The 18,901-nt window shown below is 46.9% G+C and carries 12 protein-coding genes; 9 read left to right on the top strand and 3 right to left on the bottom strand.

What is annotated here, in order from left to right:
- Window positions 1-63 precede the first annotated feature (63 nt).
- The 6 genes from GO755_RS07430 to GO755_RS07455 all read left to right on the top strand — a co-directional run bounded on the left by GO755_RS07430 (window position 64) and on the right by GO755_RS07455 (window position 7,037).
- Entirely contained in the window at window positions 64-1,416 is a 1,353-nt protein-coding gene (locus tag GO755_RS07430; RefSeq protein ID WP_157584078.1) for a flavin monoamine oxidase family protein, read from the top strand.
- Between the two features lie 54 nt (window positions 1,417-1,470).
- On the top strand, window positions 1,471-1,845 hold the full coding sequence (locus tag GO755_RS07435; RefSeq protein WP_157584079.1) for a RidA family protein: 375 nt from the start codon (window positions 1,471-1,473) through the stop codon (window positions 1,843-1,845).
- Between the two features lie 91 nt (window positions 1,846-1,936).
- Complete coding sequence (locus tag GO755_RS07440) at window positions 1,937-4,255, top strand: ATP-binding protein (protein WP_157584080.1); 2,319 nt, start codon at window positions 1,937-1,939, stop codon at window positions 4,253-4,255.
- A 120-nt stretch (window positions 4,256-4,375) separates the two neighbouring features.
- On the top strand, window positions 4,376-5,632 hold the full coding sequence (locus tag GO755_RS07445; RefSeq protein ID WP_198174773.1) for an OmpA family protein: 1,257 nt from the start codon (window positions 4,376-4,378) through the stop codon (window positions 5,630-5,632).
- Between the two features lie 82 nt (window positions 5,633-5,714).
- Window positions 5,715-6,227: a hypothetical protein gene (locus GO755_RS07450; RefSeq protein ID WP_157584082.1), complete on the top strand. Its 513-nt coding sequence runs from the start codon at window positions 5,715-5,717 to the stop codon at window positions 6,225-6,227.
- 24 nt (window positions 6,228-6,251) lie between these two features.
- On the top strand, window positions 6,252-7,037 hold the full coding sequence (locus GO755_RS07455) for a hypothetical protein (RefSeq protein WP_157584083.1): 786 nt from the start codon (window positions 6,252-6,254) through the stop codon (window positions 7,035-7,037).
- Between the two features lie 48 nt (window positions 7,038-7,085).
- Here GO755_RS07455 and GO755_RS07460 read toward each other — a convergent pair whose 3' ends face one another.
- The gene (locus GO755_RS07460; protein WP_157584084.1) at window positions 7,086-13,217 is read right to left on the bottom strand and encodes an alpha-2-macroglobulin family protein; all 6,132 of its coding nucleotides are present in this window, start codon (window positions 13,215-13,217) and stop codon (window positions 7,086-7,088) included.
- 138 nt (window positions 13,218-13,355) lie between these two features.
- Here GO755_RS07460 and GO755_RS07465 point away from each other — a divergent pair, with 138 nt between their 5' ends.
- The 3 genes from GO755_RS07465 to GO755_RS07475 are packed head-to-tail and all read left to right on the top strand — an operon-like array spanning window position 13,356 to window position 14,658.
- A complete protein-coding gene (locus tag GO755_RS07465) occupies window positions 13,356-13,835 on the top strand; it encodes a DUF6932 family protein (RefSeq protein WP_157584085.1) in 480 nt (159 codons plus the stop codon).
- Between the two features lies 1 nt (window position 13,836).
- Window positions 13,837-14,046 (top strand): hypothetical protein, encoded by a 210-nt coding sequence (locus GO755_RS07470; protein ID WP_157584086.1) that lies wholly within the window; start codon window positions 13,837-13,839, stop codon window positions 14,044-14,046.
- Window positions 14,047-14,076: 30 nt separating this feature from the next.
- Entirely contained in the window at window positions 14,077-14,658 is a 582-nt protein-coding gene (locus GO755_RS07475) for a peptidylprolyl isomerase (RefSeq protein WP_157584087.1), read from the top strand.
- Window positions 14,659-14,834: 176 nt separating this feature from the next.
- On the opposite strand, the gene GO755_RS07480 is transcribed toward GO755_RS07475, so the two are convergent.
- Together GO755_RS07480 and GO755_RS07485 are read right to left on the bottom strand one after the other, a co-directional pair.
- The gene (locus tag GO755_RS07480; RefSeq protein WP_157584088.1) at window positions 14,835-17,903 is read right to left on the bottom strand and encodes a PVC-type heme-binding CxxCH protein; all 3,069 of its coding nucleotides are present in this window, start codon (window positions 17,901-17,903) and stop codon (window positions 14,835-14,837) included.
- 92 nt (window positions 17,904-17,995) lie between these two features.
- The gene (locus GO755_RS07485; RefSeq protein WP_157584089.1) at window positions 17,996-18,853 is read right to left on the bottom strand and encodes a sugar phosphate isomerase/epimerase family protein; all 858 of its coding nucleotides are present in this window, start codon (window positions 18,851-18,853) and stop codon (window positions 17,996-17,998) included.
- Between the last annotated feature and the right edge of the window lie 48 nt (window positions 18,854-18,901).

The following is an 18,901-nucleotide window of genomic DNA, read 5'->3' on the forward strand; positions in this document are numbered from 1 at the left end:
GGCATTCTTCATTTTTCAGGGTCGCTATTTTTCTGTAGGTTTCGCCATAAACTCCTTACCCCCATGTCCGAATCTACATCCCCTTACGATGTCCTGGTAATTGGTGCAGGCTACGCAGGCTTGACGGCTATGCATGAGCTCAGAAAAGCTGGCAAAAACGTACTACTTCTGGAAGCCCGTGACCGTGTGGGAGGGCGTGTCTGGACGAAACGGTTTGATGATGGCGCCTATGTCGATCTTGGTGGTGCCTGGATCGGGCCAACGCAGGATCGGCTCTACGCATTGGCACGGGAGTTTGGTGTCGAAACGTTCAAGACTTACGACGAAGGGAAGAGTACCCAGTTTTTTCGAGGACAAGTAAAGCGTTACAAAGGCTTAATTCCTCCCCTACCAATTGGCTCTTTGCTAAGTCTCGATGCGGCTATCAAAAAAATGAATAAGCTGTCGAAAACGGTTAATCTCGCCGAACCCTGGTCGACACCCAATGCGGGCCAGCTAGATTCGATGACGCTGGCAACCTGGATGAACCAACAGATGAGTTTTGATGTAGCCCGTCAATTTTTCAAAGTTGCTGCCGAAGCTATTTGGGCCGCCGATCCGGCAGAAATTTCGATGTTACATGCGCTATTTTACACAAAATCGTGTCGGGATTTAGATACGTTAATGAACATAAAAAATGGAGCGCAGGAAGAGCGCTTTGCAGGAGGAGCCCAAACCATCGCCGACCGTTTGGCGGCTACCTTTTCTGATCGAATTATTTTTAACGAACCAGTAAAGGCAATTACCCAGGACGGCGAACAGGTGAGCGTCATAACCAAAACAAAAACTTACCAGGCTAAACGGGTTATCGTAACCGTTCCGCCCGCACTCCAAAATCGAATTGATTTTCAGCCACTCTTACCGGCACAACGGGCGCAATTGATTCAGCGGATGCCAATGGGCTCTGTCTGGAAATGTTACGCCATTTACGACAAACCGTTCTGGCGCGAACAGGGACTGAATGGCCTCGCAGCCACACCCGATGGCCACGTAACCGTTACGTTCGATACCTCTCCTAAAGATGGTAGTCAGGGGATTATGATGGGCTTTGTATTAGGGAATCAGGCAAAGGAGTTTTCGGGCCTTTCCGATGAAGATCGTAAACTGTCGGCATTACATTCCTTCGCGACTTTCTTCGGACAAGAAGCCCTCAAACCTGTTCGCTACTTCGACCATAGTTTTATGGACGAAGAATGGTCAAGGGGATGTTATGCGGGACTAATGGGGCCAAATGTATGGACAACGCTGGGTTCGTCGCTACGCACACCTGTCGGCAGAATTCACTGGGCCGGTACCGAAACGTCAGACATCTGGAATGGCTATATTGATGGGGCCGTACGCTCGGGAGAACGAGCAGCGAAGGAAGTTATGCACTAACTGGTGCGAACAAATGCTCGCACCAATTGGCACTTTACTAAAAAACATAACCCTATGAACTTTATACAAACGCCAGACGCACCAGTACCGGGCGGCCATTATTCACAAGCAGTTGTTCACAATGGCCTAGTTTATCTATCAGGAATTCTACCTATTACACCAGCTGGTCAGAAGCTAGCTGAGGCTAGTATTGCGGAACAAACCGAGCAGATTCTAGCAAATCTTGATGCGATTCTAGCAGCATCGGGGAGCAAACGGGAGAACGTATTGAAAGTGAGCGTTTTCATCGCAGACATCAGTGCCTGGGGTACAGTGAACCAACTGTATGCCCGGTTTTTTGGTGACCATCGACCAGCACGTTCGGTCGTGCCCTGCTCTCCACTACATTATGGTTTTGGTATCGAGTTAGAAGCTATTGCTTCCATTTAAGTGCGTAGTTATCACTAGATTAAAATTTAATTAATATAATCGCAAACGACTGATTCTTCGTAGGTTTGATAGTTACGGCGTAGTAATCGGCATGACTTACGAGGAATTTATACTAGTTTTTCTGGGCGGTGTTGGCATGATGACGCTGTACATTGGAGCGCAGGCTCTCATGACCGGCGAGAAAGTCTATCGCTATTATACGGCCTATGCTCTTTGCTGGATAAGCTACTTTTTCTTTAAGGTAACCTGGACGTTCAGTGATGTCCATATTGAGTCGGTAGTCTATCCTTTTGCCAGAATTGGCTTCCCAATGCTGGCTTATGTCTTTTATTATCGGTTCGCCGATGCCTTTTTAGATTTACGCAGACTACTTCCCCGCATCTTCTGGTTATTCCGCTGGATGGAATACGTTCTGCTTACCTATGTAGTTGCAGAATTAATAATCTGTCTGTTTTTCAATAGCTGGACAAATTCGCTAGCTCACGAGTGGGTACATACCGTCGCGCGTCTGGGCGTAGCCGTTGTCTCTGTCTATGGCATAACGAAAGCCTGGGGACAGCGGAATCAGTTGGTTTACTATTTCGTAACCGGGTCTGCCTTATTGCTCATTTTTGGGCTGGTATCAATGGCACTCTCATTCACCTCGTTCAGCGATGATGATCGTTTAGTTGGTCCACTATTTTTCCTCAACATTGGCATTTTGCTCGAATTGCTTTGCTTTTCGCTGGGATTGAGCTACAAGAATAAACAAACAGAAATTCAGAAAATTACGATTGAACAGGAAGTCGTTCGCGAACGGGAACAGCGTGAGTTGGCTCAACTTAAAACGCAGTTTTTTACGAATATCTCGCATGAGTTTCGCACACCACTTACCCTGATTCTGGGGCCATTAACAGATTTGCTGCAAAAAAAACCAGCCTATCCGACTTATCAGCTTATGCACCGGAATGCGTCGCGGTTGCTGACTTTGGTAAACCAGTTACTCGATCTGAGTAAGTTAGATGCGGGGCAGCTTCAGCCAGATATAAAACCGGGCAATCTCACGGAATGGCTCCGATTATTAACCGGTTCATTTTCTTCGCTAGCCGAAAGTCGTTCTATAGAATTAGCCTTCCTAGCCCAAAGTAATCAGTTCGATCTGGCTTATTTCGACCGGGACAAGGTCGAGAAAATCGTTACGAACCTATTAGCGAACGCCTTGAAATTTACCCCTACTGGTGGTTCCGTTGTTGTCCAACTATCTGCTTCGGCTACTAAACAGGCTATTATCCAGATTCAGGATACAGGAATTGGTATTCCAACCGATCAGCAGGCACGGATTTTTGAGCGGTTTCATCAGGTAGCCGGTAATTCCTCGGCAAATGTAGAAGGAACAGGTATTGGACTTGCGCTGGTACGTGAGTTGGTTAGTGTCCTGAGCGGTTCGGTTTCTGTTGAGAGCCAGGTAGCACAAGGGACAACATTTACCGTAACGTTACCCGTCGATGCTGATACCTGGGCCAGTTCGGCAAATTCAGTTATTGAACGTACTGCTGAGCAAAACAGGATCAATGGCAATTTACCTGAATCCGAGCTGGAGGCACAGGGTAATTCACCAGAAGCCGTTTTTGACGATAGCGATGCTAATCGAATCGACTTACCACTATTATTAATCATCGACGACAATGCCGATGTCCGCCAATATATTAGTCAGATAATGATGCCTACTTATCGCATTATCGAAGCAGTAGATGGACAGGATGGATTAACTAAAGCAGCAGACACTATTCCGGATATTGTCATCTGCGACTGGATGATGCCGATTATGAATGGTGTGGAATTCTGTAAAATTCTAAAAACGCAATCCACCACCGACCATATTCCGGTCATTATGCTTACAGCCAAAGCAGCCACTGAGAATCGGATTGAGGGCCTCAGCGGTGGTGCGGATGATTATTTAGCAAAACCTTTCAATCCTTCAGAGCTCCGCGTTCGAGTCGAAAACCTGCTGACACAACGACAAAAACTTCGCGAACGATTCAGTCGGGAATTATACCTGAAGCCAACCAATGTTCAGGTCTCATCGACTGAGGAAGTCTTTCTGCAAAACGCCATTCGCATCATTGAACACCACTTGAGCGAGAGTTCATTTTCGGTAGAGCAACTCGCCGACGAATTAAATCTCAGCCGGATGCAGCTTCACCGAAAATTGAAATCGCTTACGAACCAGTCGGCAACCGAGTTCGTGCGGGATGTTCGTCTGCAACGGGCCGCTAACTTATTGGCTGCTCGCTCAGCGACTGTCTCCGAAGTAGCCTTTACTGTTGGATTTGAAAGTCTGTCGTATTTCTCAAAAAGCTTCAAAGAGAAGTATGGGGTATTGCCAAGCGATTATGAACCAATCACTCAATTAGTCAGCCCAACCGATTGAAATAGGCCTATTTTTATACGTTGTTACATACCAGCAAAACAATGTTACATGGGCGTTTATAGCTGGCTAAGCCCATATAGTATGTTTGTATCAATCAACTCTGCCATCTTTAAAGCTACAATGAAAACGTTATTCACTTTAGTCCTCGCTACGTTATTTATCAGTCCGACTTTCGCTCAATTCGGCAATATTCTTGACCGGGCGGCTAACGCTGCTACGAACCGCGCTAATCAGAAAATTGACCAAGGGATTAATAAAGGCCTGGACAAAGTCGAAGAAGGCGTCAAGAATGGAGGGAAGAAAACAACCGGAAGCACTCAGGCTCCAACGACTAACCCCGACGATCAGGCAACCGCCAATCCAGCCACAGCCAGCGGTAACGGACCAGCAGCAGCTGCCAAGCCCGTAAGCATGCGGTCCTATGCGAACTACGACTTTGTACCCGGTAACAAAATTATTTTTGAGGACGACTTTCATACCGACCAAGATGGTGAGTTTGCCGAGCATTGGGATTTGTTAGCTGGACAGGCTATTCTCAATAAAGTAGGCGATGGACTGGTCATGAAAATTACCGATGGTAACTACGGCAAGGTTACTCCGTTAATGAAAAACAAAAACTATCTGCCTAAAGAATTCACACTGGAGTATGACTATTACCAAACACCGGGCGCTTATGGTTTACGTTTTTGGTTTGAAGACGCTGAAGGCCATGAAGTGATTCAGTGTCAGGCAGACCGCGATGGGGCTGCGGCTACCTATATGGTCAATGACGAGTCCAGAACGCTGGGAGGCAATATGCCCGAAGAATTAAAGTCTGCGAACTTTGACGATCGCTGGCACCACGTTGCGTTTATCCTGAAAGGTCGTAGCATCAAAATGTATATCGATCAGTTTCGGGTATTAACAGTACCTCAAAATACCGCAGTACCTACCCGATTCATATTTGGTGGGATCGCGTCGCAGAATGAGCCACTCATTTTCAAAAACTTACGTATCGCTGAAGGCGGTGGTGCTAATTTGATTGGCCAAAAATTTGGCGAAGGGAAATACATCTCGCACGGCATCAACTTCGATTATGGCAAGGCCATTATCAAACCCGAAAGCATGGGCGAGATCAACGCAATCTACAAGTTTCTGAGCGAAAATAGCGGGTCAAAATTTGAAGTAGGTGGCTATACAGATGCCGATGGATCGGATGCCAGCAATCTTACACTCTCCCAAAAACGTGCCGACGCAGTTAAGACACAACTTGTCAGCATGGGTGTCGATGCCGGTCGCCTAACGGCAAAGGGTTATGGAGAAACCAAGCCCATCGCCGACAATACTACGTTCGAAGGCAAAGCTCAAAATCGGCGAGTTGAGTTTGTAAAACAATAATTTCTTTGTCAATCTTCTGGCAGATTTAGTCATCCGAGCCTGCCAGAAGCATCTCTCATTCCTAACAACATATTCTTTTCTTATGAATTTCTGTAAACTGCTTCTGATAGTAGCTTGCCTCACTGTGTCCGTAAAAACCGCAGCAACCCCACCAGGCCGCTCAGTGGATGGCTCAGATATTAAAGTCATTATTACAGGTGGACCCAACGCCGGAACGTATAATTTGACATCCAGCGAAACAACCTGTTCACGTAACGCGACAGGTGCCAACTCCTTTGGCAATCAATATTCTACCAAAGCCGCGTCAGGTTTAACCAGTGTGCAGCTTATTATTAGCGACGCCAAAAAAGCAGCATCTGGCGGCACATCCGACTGCTATTTATCAGTACGTTTCGGTAAGTTGATTGGCGGAACCAAGTATGAGTTTGGGAAATTACCTGCTTCCTTTGGTGGTGCCGATTCAGGGGGTAAAGGAACTGCCAGCCTTTCGGGCTCAGGAAACAACACTACGTCTACCATTGAGGGCACAACAAAAGCGGGCGTGAAAATACGGGTAACGATTCAGTGTCGATCCGTACTTGACTTAGGAAAGTAATTTTAGTTATCACTTCCTACCTGCATGAAAAAGCTACTGATTCTTAGCCTGATAGGATTATTTGCCTATCGGACTACTGACGTCCTGTCAGACATTGGTTTGACCCACCCCGATGCCCAGCAAACCATATTTACCAGCATTACGTCAGGGTATATCGCGATCCCGTCAGCTTGTCGTAAACTAGCGGTTTCGCAACGGGCAACTGTTATTAGTGGTGTTGTCAATTTTGCAAAATCCTATACCAAAACAGACGATTTTAAAAAACGGTATGCGACCTGGCGAGCTGACGCGAAACCTACTTCCGATGCGAAAAGCTATGACCAGGTTCAACGAGAGCAAAAAGCCCAGATTGCCGAGATGAAAAAGGGGCTGACCGAGACGAAAGCGTCGATGGCGAAACTGGATGCTGCTACGCAAAAAGCCATGCAGAGCGCGATTCAACAGCAGGAAAAAATGATTGCTGAAATGGAAGCCGGCACAAGTCCTATGCTGATGAAGCGTGAATCCGTAGATCAGCTCAACAAATACGCAGAAGCAGAATATCAGGAGAAATTAAAGAAATGGGAAGCGGAGTATCCTGCCGATCCCGCGACTGTGATTCATAAGCAGCTTACTGCTTTTCTTGAGCAGTCTGCCGGGGTGGATTTTGCCGCTAAACTTACAGATCGTAACGGTAAAAAGTATTTCACAAATCCCGCCTACGAACAGAAATCCGATAACTGGAAACGGTGTTTTCGTGCGGGTTTGGAGGCAACCTCTACGGCTCAGCAACTCGCTAAAACCTGGTTATTCGAATTAGAGAAAAAGTAGTTTTAAGTAATGTGATGGGCCTACCGAAATGGCAGGCTCACCACATTACTAGTTCACCTTTACTCGCTCGCCAGCTGAGTGGGCGGAAAATTCTGGCGCATAGAAACACTGCACCGTAGCAACACCCGCGGAGAAATCGCCGGTTTGAGCCACCCGCAAATCATACTCAAATACGTGCGTGCCGACAGGTAAGTAACTCATAAAGAAATCTGTACTGGCATCTCGGGGTGATTCATAGTAGCCTAAGCCATTTTGGTATTTATAACCAGACAAAGCAGCAACCGGCTCAAAACCCGATGCCCGACTATCTTTCAGGTGAACATACTCCATAGCCCGATCAGTCTTTAACACCAATCGAACCTTGATAAGGTCCCCAGGCTTCAGGCTCGTTTGTGTTGTTACCGGCGAGATGAGTGGGCCATTAGGCGAGTCACGTTGTACGTAAAGCGTTTTCTGAACCGATAAGCCTGCGCTGCCGGGCATGACCTTATCCAGTGGCTCAAAATGCTGCCAATATAACGCTCCCCAGGCGGGACTAGTTGTTTTTTTCGTGATTTGAATCACTCCCATTTCGGGCTTGATTTCAGCAGCAGCATACGTCACTTTTTCGTAGCCCGTAATAGCATCGGCCTTCGCAACGCGACTTTCTATGGACTGCCCTCCTAAGCTAACCTCAGTACTTACACTTGTACCAAGCCAGTCACTTCCCCGAAGTAGTAAGGCATAAATAGCTTCAGTTGTTGCTTTTGTCGATGACCACGACTGTGTTTGTTTCTGACGAAGCAGCCAACGTTTCATGTCATCGATTTCAGTTTGAACCGGTTTGATTTCGCCGAAAGCTTCAATGATATACGCCTGTGTTTCGATAGGCGTCTGGTACCAGTACAATCCGCTTTGATTATCCGGCCAATACGTACCCAATTCTTCTGATTTCCGCGACCGTTCATGGAGCGAAGCCAGAATTCCATTAGCCGTTTTTGTGTCGCCAAAGCGACTGAGGGCCATTGCGGTTAGCGCTTGGCCTTGTAAACTTTGTTTCTGCCATTCATCGGCCACACGCTGCTTCAGATAAGCCAGCACAGCTTTATCGACAGGTTGATTCAGATAAAAACTGCGGGCGTAGAGGTATTGCGTCGCCGAAAAATACCAGGAGCCAATCAGTTTGTTCTTCTTTTGTTGGTCAGCCTTCTTCTGTTCATCTACCCATCGCTTCATTTCAGCGTCGACATAGTGGATAGCACTGGTTTGCATCTCCCTCAAGTCAGACTGCATATCGTCAGGGAATTTGACCGCCAACTTCTGCAAATGACCAAATCCACTCAAAATGTGTAGGGTTATCGACAAATTGGGTTCCATACCACCAAACCATCGAAAGCCTCCATCTTGTGTTTGCAGTTGTTTTAATTTTTCAAACGCCTTTAGCTGCTCGCTAACCATGCGATTGGCATCCAGCAGTTGTCCTAGTTTTGCCTGCCGTTCGCTCTCAGAGCGGGCATCGGCCAGCCAGGGCGAATTTTCCAGCGATACAGCTTTTAATTCCTCATTACTTTCTAAGGGGTTTTGGGGTGGATTTTTTTGCCACTCAGCAATCACCTGTTTGAACGCGGGTCTACTACCAACAATATGCGTAGCTAAGCGATTGGCATACAGTCGACTAAACAGCTGTTCAGCGCATTCGTAACGGTATTCCATCAGGTATGGCAACGATTGCAATGCATACCAGCTTGGGTTACTCGTTACCTCCACCGTCAACCGCTCGTGTTGAACAGGTAACTCTGGATTGAGATTCGCTAATGGTTTTAATTTGAATTCTTTCGTCTCCCGGCCATTGACCCAAAATGGCTGCGTATCAGTCACAAGCATTCGGTTGGGCAGCACCGGTACAGTAAACTCTTCTCCATCAGTGAACGTACCCGATTGAGCAGTCAGGCGACAGGTAACGGCTTCCAGGTTAGCTGGTACAATCAACGTCCAGCCAACCGCCTGTCCTTGTCCGGCGGCTACCGTAATCACGGTTTGTCTACTGGTGAGTTTAAGTTTCTGATTGATCGGTTCGCCTGTGAGGGCATCTAACAGTGTAAGGCTTGCCGTTACGGGCAATGCTTTATCGCTTAAGTTGTTGACGCGGGCCGTTACCCGAATCGTATCCCCTTCACGTAGAAACCGAGGTGCGTTAGCCGTAATCATCAATTCTTTCTGGGTAACAATTTCGCGCTCTAACGTACCCGTTTTCAGATCTTTCGTGTGCGCGAACGCCATTAGTCGCCAGCGGGTGAGTGCTTCGGGCATAGTGAATTTCAGCACAACCCTCCCCTGCTCATCCGTTTTTAGTTGGGGTAAGAAAAATGCTGTTTCGTTGAAATTCTTACGTGGATTGACAATCGGATCTTGAGTTGGTTGGGGTTTCGAGGGAGCATCTGGTTCAGATGAAACGGCATTTTTTAATTCCTCAACTCCCTGTCGACGAGCTGCTGCATCCTGCATGGGGGCTGGGGCCGCCATAGCAAGGCTCATTTTAGCCATAGCTCCACCCCTGACCGCACTACCAGGTGCATAGGCTCGTCCCTGGTAGTTATAGGTTATATCTTGTCCTTTTAGGCCGCCCGTTAATCGGTCATACTTTCGGTTGGGTACCGGTGGTTCCGATTTATAGCGATAAAAGAGTGTATTACCCGATTGAATACCAAAACTACCGGAGTGCCATTCGTAAAAAATAGGCGAATACGTCTGATAAAACGACGTTGGCCAGTCGAGACGGTCAAACACATCCAGCGAGGCATCGTACAACGTAGCAACTAGTTCGGCTGGTGCCTTATCTAATCCATTGATTTTTAACGTCCACTCTTCGCGCTCACCAGGTTTGAGTTTATTACGGAAAGTTTGCGTTTCGATATGGAGTTCCTTGTTGGTAAAGGGTACCGTAATGGCCTGCGATTTCTGATAAAGCCGACCATTTTGAACCATCGTGAACTGAACCGCAAAGCCACCTCGCTGCTTTTCCATGACGGGTAAAGTTATGCGCCGGGGACGCCCATCTGTTTTCAGCCACTCCTGCCGGGTAACCTTCTGGTCTTCTTCAACAGTCATCAGTACCCAGCCAGGCTGACTATTACCTACCCAGAAAACTGCCTCTTCACCCGGTTCGACAATGGCTTTGCGAACCTGCACCCAATTGTCAATCCGTGCCGAAGCGGTTGGTTGGCCGTCATTTACAAAAGCAAAAAACGCCTGCTCTTTGGTGGATTCGCCAATCGCATTTACAACGGTCAGTTCGGCAACGTATTCGCCCGGAGTAAACCGGCTCAAGTCGGGCTTAATAAGCGAATCTGCCGGACTAGAGATGGTTTGCTGCTGCACGACTTCTCCCTTCGGCCAGGAACGCGGATCGTTTTCGTTGGCGAACAAGTCGTTCGGGAATAATTTTTCGAATTCGGCTTTGCTCAACAACTGGCGATCAGGGCGACTCCAGAGTCGATTCCGTAAGGGACGAGTTGGTGGCTGAAGGCGATAAATTTTCAATTGGCCTGTTGCTGATACGTTCTCTCCCGATTGATTTGTGATATGTAGGGGAAAGGTCGTTGGTATACCACTCTCTATCTGCGCAGGAATGGCTAAACTAATTTGCAGGGAAGAATACCCAATCCGTAACGTTTTGGTCGTACTACGTGTCTCACCCGCTTTATCCGTTACGTCAATCGTTACCTCAAAATCAAAAACAGGGTTGTTTTCCCGAGCCTGATCACGATCAGGAATGGCTGTAAACGAAATACTTACATTACCCTGCGCATCTGTTTGAGCCGTGCCACTGGCAATTTCTGCCTGATTAGTATTTCGCGGGCGATACCACCATTCCCAACGAGGCCGGAGCCTCCGTACAACCCTATAGCGAACGGTTGCCCCATCGACAACGGCACTCGAATAGGTTTTGACTTCGGCAGCTAGTGCAACCGTTTGCCCAAGTTTGAATGACTCTTTTATGGGCAAGGTTTTCACCTCAAAGGTTGGGCGTTTATACTCTTCTACCCGAATGCTGGCGCTACCATAGGGTGTCTGCAAATTCATCATTCCCGTCAATCGACCAACGGGTGCCGTGAAGCTCGTATTAAATGTGCCAAACTCGTTTGTTTTCAGGGTTTGGGTGGCAATACGTTCGCCGTTCTGATCCATGAAATCGAGTGTGACATCTTGATTGGATCGAACCGCAAACAGATTTTCCTTACCCCCATATAGCAGGCCTTTCACATAAATTGGCTGGCCAGGGCGGTAGATCGCCCGATCGGTAAACAGTTTGACGTAGGTCTGTTCCTGTGCATCTTGCCCATCGCCGTACCGATAAAAATATTGCCGATCAGATAAAAGCGTATCGTTTCCATCTGCAATCAGGTAGTAAAAATTTGCCTGCGAAGGCATATCTCCTGGCAGAATCTTCGTCCGCCCATCGGTATCGGTTATAAATCGTCTGCCCCCAACTGAGGACAAACTTGCGCCATCAACGATAACAACGGATGCCCTTTTGGCTGGCTCTCCCGTTAACCGATTGGTCACCGCTACAGTAGTAAGCTGTTTTGATTGTGCAGTAGCAAGCGGTGCTACCAGATAGCCTAGCGTCGATGCAGTAAAGATTGTGTATTGAACCGACTCTGTTTTCTCCTGAAATTTATCATCCGATGTAGCCAGCAGTAGATAATGTCCAATGGGTAACCCCGCAAGCGGCATCTCAACTGAATGACGATTCAGGTCACCGTCATCAGGCAAGGCAACACTTTTTTCTACGATGACAGGTCGCTTTAACCACGCGCTGAATAGCTTTTTTTTCTGCTCCTCTTTAGGATAATTATCCCGATAAGTCTGGACTTCGGAGGTCGATACGCGCACAATTCGATACGTGATCTTCGCAATATTCTGGTAACTCACCAGCGCTCGGAACGGTTGCTGGGGCGCGTTGACTTGTTCTACCTGAACTGAATAAGTTGGCAACAAAAGGCGGTTCAGCAGTTGAGCCGCTTGTTTACCGGATAGCGTTTTCGGAAATCGCTTGATCAAATCTCGACAAATATCAGCGGCCTGCTTGTGGTTCCAGCGAGATGGATTCGGTTTAGCAGGCTCCGCCATTGGCTCTTCGCTATCGTCCAACGGACGAACGGGAGTGCCGTAATTTGTCAGAAATTCAGCCAATTGATACGCATAGACTGCTTCGGATGGCTGGTTTTTAAGTTGGACAATTCGCGTTTCGAGGGCTTTTCGGTAAAGCGAATCGCGCTCAGGTAAACTACTATATTGATGCACGAAGGCTAATCGCAAAACGTCTGCGTCAACAAGTGCGTCGGGTGTAGCATCTGGCAAATGAAAAGTCAGCAGTTGCTGATAGATCAGCAAAGCCTGATAACGACCCGACAGTGAATCGCGGCTCGGAATCGTCAGCTTGGTAAATACGTCAGGCTCCGCAAAGTAAGCTAGCTGGTCTAGCTCGAACCGGAAAACCGGCTTTAGTAAATCAGGTTCTGTATTCTGGAAGAAACTAATAGCGCGATGCGCCAACAGGTCGTACAGCGTGGGCCGAAGCAGTCGGGCATCAGGATCACCTTTTTCCAGAAGTGCATCATAGGCGTCTATAGGCGTTTTCTGAAGCAATTCTTTTGGCTGAACAGAAGCAAGATAGGCTGACGTGACTGCTTCCACTAAGTGCCAGGCATCCCAGCTTGTGAAATCGTTAGTCGAATCTGCGGAATTCGTTGGCCTCTCAGGTAAACTATTCCCCGTTGCCGTTTTTCCTACCGTGGCCCGGCCTACTGTGGCGCGATTATAAAATTTGTAGCGGTTTTGTTGAAAATACTGCCAATACACGTCGCCTAATGCCGATTGCAACACCGATTTAGCCGGTTCGGGTGTGTCCTGGATATCGGTTCGAATTGACCGAATCAGGTCAACATAGGCATCTTCATCAGAAGAGTTACGAAAAATCATGCGCGCAATGGCGGCTTTGGCCACCTGCGGATAATTTTTCTGAGCTTTTGCCTCTTTATATATCCGGTTGGCAATTTCTAGCGCAGATTTTGGTAACCCTTTGTTGGCCAGCGAGTCGGCACGTTTCCAATCCCGGACATAATCGAGCTGCGGCTTAGGTTGTTCTGGAGAGGCCAAGGTAAATAGGGCTATAAAAAGTGTCAGGAATGGATGCATAGTTTGTAATGAAAAGCAATCGTTGGGATAGATGAACGAAAAGCTGTTTTTCCACAACGTTTGTCACTATGACTCTGGTTTAGTAGAAAGGGTTTAATCTAGAACTGATTAAGTATACTTTTCTCTATACATTTGGCGATGATCTCTTTCGACCAAAATGGGAATCTAACCCCCTATTCGCTTGTCCGTCTAAAAACAACCGACGTTTTTAAGCACTTTGTCACCGACTTTCCTCAATCGACAGCACGCCCGATTCTTTACGAGCATTTTTTATCCTACGTTAACGATCTAACTCATCTTCTGGATCAATCGATTCATCAATGGCTTGGGGGTAGTTTTATTAGTTCTAAAGTAGATCCCAATGATATAGATTGTGTAAATTTGATTGTATTCAACGAAAGTCTGGAACAGTCTATTGACTCGTTGATACCTTACTTATTAATCGGTGGTTCTCGTGATACATATTATGTTGATGGCCATTTGATTGCGATTTATCCATCAACTGATGAGCGATATGAAGCAATTACCCTACCTTCAATAGATTATTGGCGAGCTTTTTTAATGAAAGATAGGCAAGACAATCCTCGTGGTATTATTGAACTGATTGATGCTAACTAATATGCAAGAACCTCGTCAACCTGATACATTAGTAGCTGAACTTAGCGAATTAAATAGTTTGCTTGATAAACACCGCCAGATGCTAGTAAAACATCCGTCTGACGCTTTATTAGCGCTATCGCTCAAACAATATGAGCACCGCCGAACCCAGTTGTTAAAAGAACTGCATTTAAGCCTAAGCTTATTTTTTACAGAACATATGGCATCCTAAATTTTTATACTGCACATCAACTTCAATTCTATGCCAAACATTTTACTATTCATCGCTTCTCTCTTTACCCTATTTGCTTCGCCAAAGCCCGAAAAAACCTACCCGATTGGTCAGATTAAAACCGATAAAGGCGAAATCCTTTTCTGGCTTTACGACGAAACGCCAAACCATAAGGCGAGTTTTATGAAACTGGCGAATCAAAACTATTGGGATACACTCACCTTCAATCGCGTTATCAACAACTTTGTCGCACAGGGTGGTTGCCCCGATACGCCAGCAGGCTTCGCCGATTCTCCTTATCTACTAAAACCTGAGTTCAGGCCAACCATTCGGCACATCTATGGAGCCGTAGGGGCAGGGCGCGATAACAACCCAAAAATGCTCTCAGCAGGTTGTCAATTCTATATTGTGCAAAACAAAAAAGGCGAACATCGTCTTGACGACAAGTTCACGGTATTTGGGCAAGTGTTTAAAGGTATGGATGTAGTCGACGCGATCGTTGCTGTTAAAACAGATTCTACCGATACTCCTCTATCGCCTATAAAGCTGGATGTAAACGTACTTAATCTTACAGCGGCAGAATTGGCAAAACAAGGGTATACGATCAAGTAATTGATTTGTTGTCTTTGTGGTATCAGATGCTTCCATTTGATACTTTTAGGTTTCTCAAAACCTATCGGTACAAACAGTAGGTTTTGAGAAACCTAAAAGTGTCGGTTATTAGTAACCGACACCACGGCCACCACGGCCCGAACTTCCTGTTCTCTGTGCCTTTGTGCTTAAACCTATTATTGTTTTAGCAAGAATGCGGTTAAGTCAGCTAGTTGCTGATTGGACAAGCCTAAAGCGGCAGGATCAGGCATGAGGCTGGTTTTGTACTGTCTTCGTGAGAAAACAGCATCGGCCGGAATTGTATGTTTGGGCCCTTTGATGCCTTTAATAACCACCGCCTGCTCGTTGTCGCTCACTAAAAAGCCATAGTACGTATTCCCCTTCTTCGTTGTAATGAGCCAGGGTTCATAGCCAAAGGCAATGCCTGCATTGGGATGAATGATGGCATCTAACAAGCCGTTTTTATCGAATTTCTGATGAATTTGGGTCAGTTCAGGGCCAACATCAGCGCCCTGCTGACCATGTCGATGACAGGTAGCACAGTTAGCGTTGAAAATGGTTAGGCCGTTTTTCCCATCGCCAGTTAACATGGCAACTTGAGCAATAGCCGGGTCTGAACTACTGGCAGTAGCTATAACGGGAGTTGTAGGGGTTGTAGGAGCTGTAGACGAAGTTGTAACCTGCACAGCAGGGGCTTCAACAGGTGCTGGCTCTCTACTTACTGCAACCTCTGGTTTGGTCGAAAAATAGTCTTTTGCCATTGCCCGAACAGTCTGATCTGGGTTTTTCAGAATTGTTGGGGTAACGGCTTTGATTAACTTATCTGAGAGTTTTTTATCGGCAGCCAACCCAACCAGGATTTTACCCCCTTCAGAATCGCGCGCCATCTCTAAAGCAACTTTTCGCTTTTCGGCATCAGTCTTGTATTCGTCTAACAGCACCTGCCGATTGGCGAGCATCTTTTGTTCTTCATCCGAAACTTTCGTGGGCATCACTTCTTCCCAATTCAGAAGTTTTGCCCAATCGTTACCACGCCTGAAGCCCATCCAATACAATGCCTGATCAGCCACATCTTTATCTGTCGATTTCGACAGTTCGACCATTGCCTTAGCAGCGGCTTCACTTTTAATAAACCCTAGCGTTACAATAGCCTGTTTGCGGGCTGCGGCCGTTAGTGACGAAGCATCAGCCCGTTTCTTCAGCATGGCTACAGCCGACGGTGGATGAAGCTCCCAAACAAGGTTGGCCGTTTTCTGATCCCATTCGATGGGGTTTTCGGGCATGGTCTGGCGCAGATTGAAAAACAGGGCTTCTTCTTTACCGTCAGCAGCCTCTCCCAGTGCATCTAAATACCAGTTATCCTGACCATCATAGCCTTTCACTAAATTCATCAGCATAAACCGGCATTCATCATAAGGGACATCGCGCAGCGCAATGGCCACTTCCCGCCGAACGGCTGCACTCCGATCAGCCGCCAGATTACCCAATAAGGGTAACAGTGCTTTTTGAGAAGCGGTAAGGGCTGGAATTGATTTAGAATTTTCTGGTGTGATACTTCGCAATGCTCGTAGTGCTATCAAACGAACAGGCGCATCAACGGCTTTCAGGAGTCGTTCTACTTCAAATTGGCCTTCGGCACCAAGTTGGGCCAGTAGAAAAATGGCGCGTGCCCTATGAAACTGATTAGGTGAAGCGAGTAAAGCCATAACTGGCTCAACAACTTTTTCACCCTGTTCGCGTAAAGCCTCGAAGCCTAGCACGCGCACATTAACCGCCGGATTAAGAAGGGCTGCAATTTGCCCCTGCGTTGTACGAAGGTCTATTTTAGGCACTTTCAGGTTCTTGCCTTTAGGTGTAATTCGATAAATCCGACCATAGCCTTTATGATCCTGCATTTGGTGACCACCGACAATTGGGTCGTACCAATCGGCAATGTAAATGGCACCATCTGGCCCAACAGCTATATCGCTGGGTCTAAACCATTTCCGCGTATCGTTGATAACTGAATCCCATTTATAGTTTGGGTCTACTTCAGGAAACGAACTGATAAAATCGGTTCGTGGCAGGCGATAGCCCGCGCCCATTGGCTCCGGCTTGTAGCCAAAAATTACATTACGACCAGCTTCAGCACTCAGCAACATGCCTCGGTATTGCGGACCAAGTTCATCGCCTTCGTACATGACCATACCTGTGGGCGAACCTGCTCCTGTGATATCTCCAGCGGGCATAACGCCAGGATCTTCCTGGTGCCAGTGAGCGATCGGTATTGGCTGACCAGGCCGCTGATCACCCTGCCAGTAACGGGTGCCATCACTACTAAAATAACCCGCGTTTGCTCCTTCCATCAACCAACTGGTGCGGCAGGCCACTACCTGATCGTCATTGTCGTTCTGCCACATATTTCCGTACGAATCCAACGCTGTTTCGTAGTTATTCCGAAAATTATGGGCCATTACTTTTAAGCCTGAACCATCTGGATTGACACGCAATGCCATCCCTCCCGTCCAGACACGGCCATCATCGCTCACCTGACCGCCATGATTCTGTTTATTGTAAGGCGTTCCGCCCACATACAAACTACCCGAGCGGAGTGTCCAGCCATCGGTGTCCGTAACTACGTGCGGACCCGCATTTCCTGTATTGAAATAATATTTCCCGTCGGGTCCGGCAACCACGGCATGCAACGCGTGATCATGGTCTAAACCACCGAAACCGGTTAGCATTATTTCTTTTTTATCCGGTTTATCATCGCCATTTTCGTCAGTATAGACAACCAGATTAGGCGAACATGAAACGATTACTTTGTTGCCTATTACCGCAATGCCTAAAGGCGATACCAAATCGGGATCTGTTACAAAGACTTTACTATCATCAGCTTTGCCATCGCCATTTGTATCTTCCAGAATCATAATTCGTTCACCTTCAGGATGATCGAGCCGACTCTCAGGTTTATTATTGAATTTTCGATAATTGACAGCTTCCGTAATCCAGACCCGACCTCGTGCGTCGATATCCATGTTGGTTGGATTGTAGAACATGGGAGCCTCTGCCCAAAGTGTCGCTTCGAGATCAGCGGGTAGGTAAAGTGTATTAGAATCAGCAACTGCCGCGACACCTCTGTGCTGAGTTAGCTCAAAGCCTGAAGGCATATCCTGTTGAGGATTCGATTGGAACGTTTGTCCTGCCAGAAATAAAAAACCGACCGTTGTGAGCGCGAAGGGATTCAGCGAAAAAATTGTTTTCATTCGTTATTACAGACTTCCGTTTCAAGTTCCAGGTTTCGCTTTTGCGTCAGTCAACATAGAACCTGAAATCTGGAACTTGAGACAATAAATAATCAACTAAACAGAGATCGAACAGTCTTATTATTTTCAATATAGCTTTCTAACATCGGTTTTCCTTGGGGAACAGCGCCTTCTATATGCAACCAGCCAGTATAGCCAATATCATCTAGTGCCTGCCGAACTTTCGGTAAGTCAACGATTCCCTGGCCCAACAAGTGATCATTTTCTTTTAGGTGAACTTCGCAGATTCGGCTTTTGCCAAGCACCCGAATTTCGTCAAAGATGGGATACCCCATAACCGATGAATTACAGACATCGTAATAAACCTGTACCGCCGGTGAACCTACTGCATCCAGAATAGCGATATGCTCTGCTGCCGATAACCACGATTCGATACCTAAAACTACGCCAGCCTTTTCGGCTTTTGGGGCAACAGCTTTCAATCGATTAATGACAATCTGCGTACCTTTCGGATCATTACGCAGGTCATTGTTGCTAAAAAAAGCTAATAAAACGTTTTTAACCCCTAACGAATGAGCTACGTCTATGCTGTCTTGCACCCACTGCTCAGTACGCTCATCTGATTTGTAGGGGATCTCATTCAGCAAACCAATGGCAAGACCACCAATAGCAACACCCGCTTGTTGAGCTGCCTGTTTGAAAGCACGCTGCGTTTCAGGGCGACGTAAATGCTCATGATCACCTTTGGTGTTTAAACTAAGCTGCACGCCATCGAGTCCAATTTTTTTGGCAACGGTGAACGTATTTATATCACCTGCTGGACCAATAGACCAGTCGCAGGCACCAATTTTGACGTGATTTTTAGCCTCAAATGGATGCGCAAAGCCTGGATAGACTAAAGTGGATAATCCAACGCTCAATGAGTAACGCAATGCATTACGACGATTCATACGTTTTTATTCGCCAAGGGATTTTACCAAAGATACGTATCTATAAAA

The sequence above is a fragment of the Spirosoma arboris genome, assembly GCF_009754945.1.
GTDB lineage: Bacteria > Bacteroidota > Bacteroidia > Cytophagales > Spirosomataceae > Spirosoma > Spirosoma arboris.

Bases quoted from the DNA above. Each gene is read 5' to 3' on its own strand.
- GO755_RS07430 (WP_157584078.1), top strand. From the start codon at position 64: ATGTCCGAATCTACATCCCCTTACGATGTCCTGGTAATTGGTGCAGGC.
- GO755_RS07450 (WP_157584082.1), top strand. From the start codon at position 5,715: ATGAATTTCTGTAAACTGCTTCTGATAGTAGCTTGCCTCACTGTGTCC.
- GO755_RS07460 (WP_157584084.1), bottom strand. From the start codon at position 13,217: ATGCATCCATTCCTGACACTTTTTATAGCCCTATTTACCTTGGCCTCT.
- GO755_RS07480 (WP_157584088.1), bottom strand. From the start codon at position 17,903: ATGAAAACAATTTTTTCGCTGAATCCCTTCGCGCTCACAACGGTCGGT.
- GO755_RS07465 (WP_157584085.1), top strand. From the start codon at position 13,356: ATGATCTCTTTCGACCAAAATGGGAATCTAACCCCCTATTCGCTTGTC.
- GO755_RS07445 (WP_198174773.1), top strand. From the start codon at position 4,376: ATGAAAACGTTATTCACTTTAGTCCTCGCTACGTTATTTATCAGTCCG.
- GO755_RS07440 (WP_157584080.1), top strand. From the start codon at position 1,937: ATGACTTACGAGGAATTTATACTAGTTTTTCTGGGCGGTGTTGGCATG.
- GO755_RS07470 (WP_157584086.1), top strand. From the start codon at position 13,837: ATGCAAGAACCTCGTCAACCTGATACATTAGTAGCTGAACTTAGCGAA.
- GO755_RS07455 (WP_157584083.1), top strand. From the start codon at position 6,252: ATGAAAAAGCTACTGATTCTTAGCCTGATAGGATTATTTGCCTATCGG.
- GO755_RS07435 (WP_157584079.1), top strand. From the start codon at position 1,471: ATGAACTTTATACAAACGCCAGACGCACCAGTACCGGGCGGCCATTAT.
- GO755_RS07485 (WP_157584089.1), bottom strand. From the start codon at position 18,853: ATGAATCGTCGTAATGCATTGCGTTACTCATTGAGCGTTGGATTATCC.
- GO755_RS07475 (WP_157584087.1), top strand. From the start codon at position 14,077: ATGCCAAACATTTTACTATTCATCGCTTCTCTCTTTACCCTATTTGCT.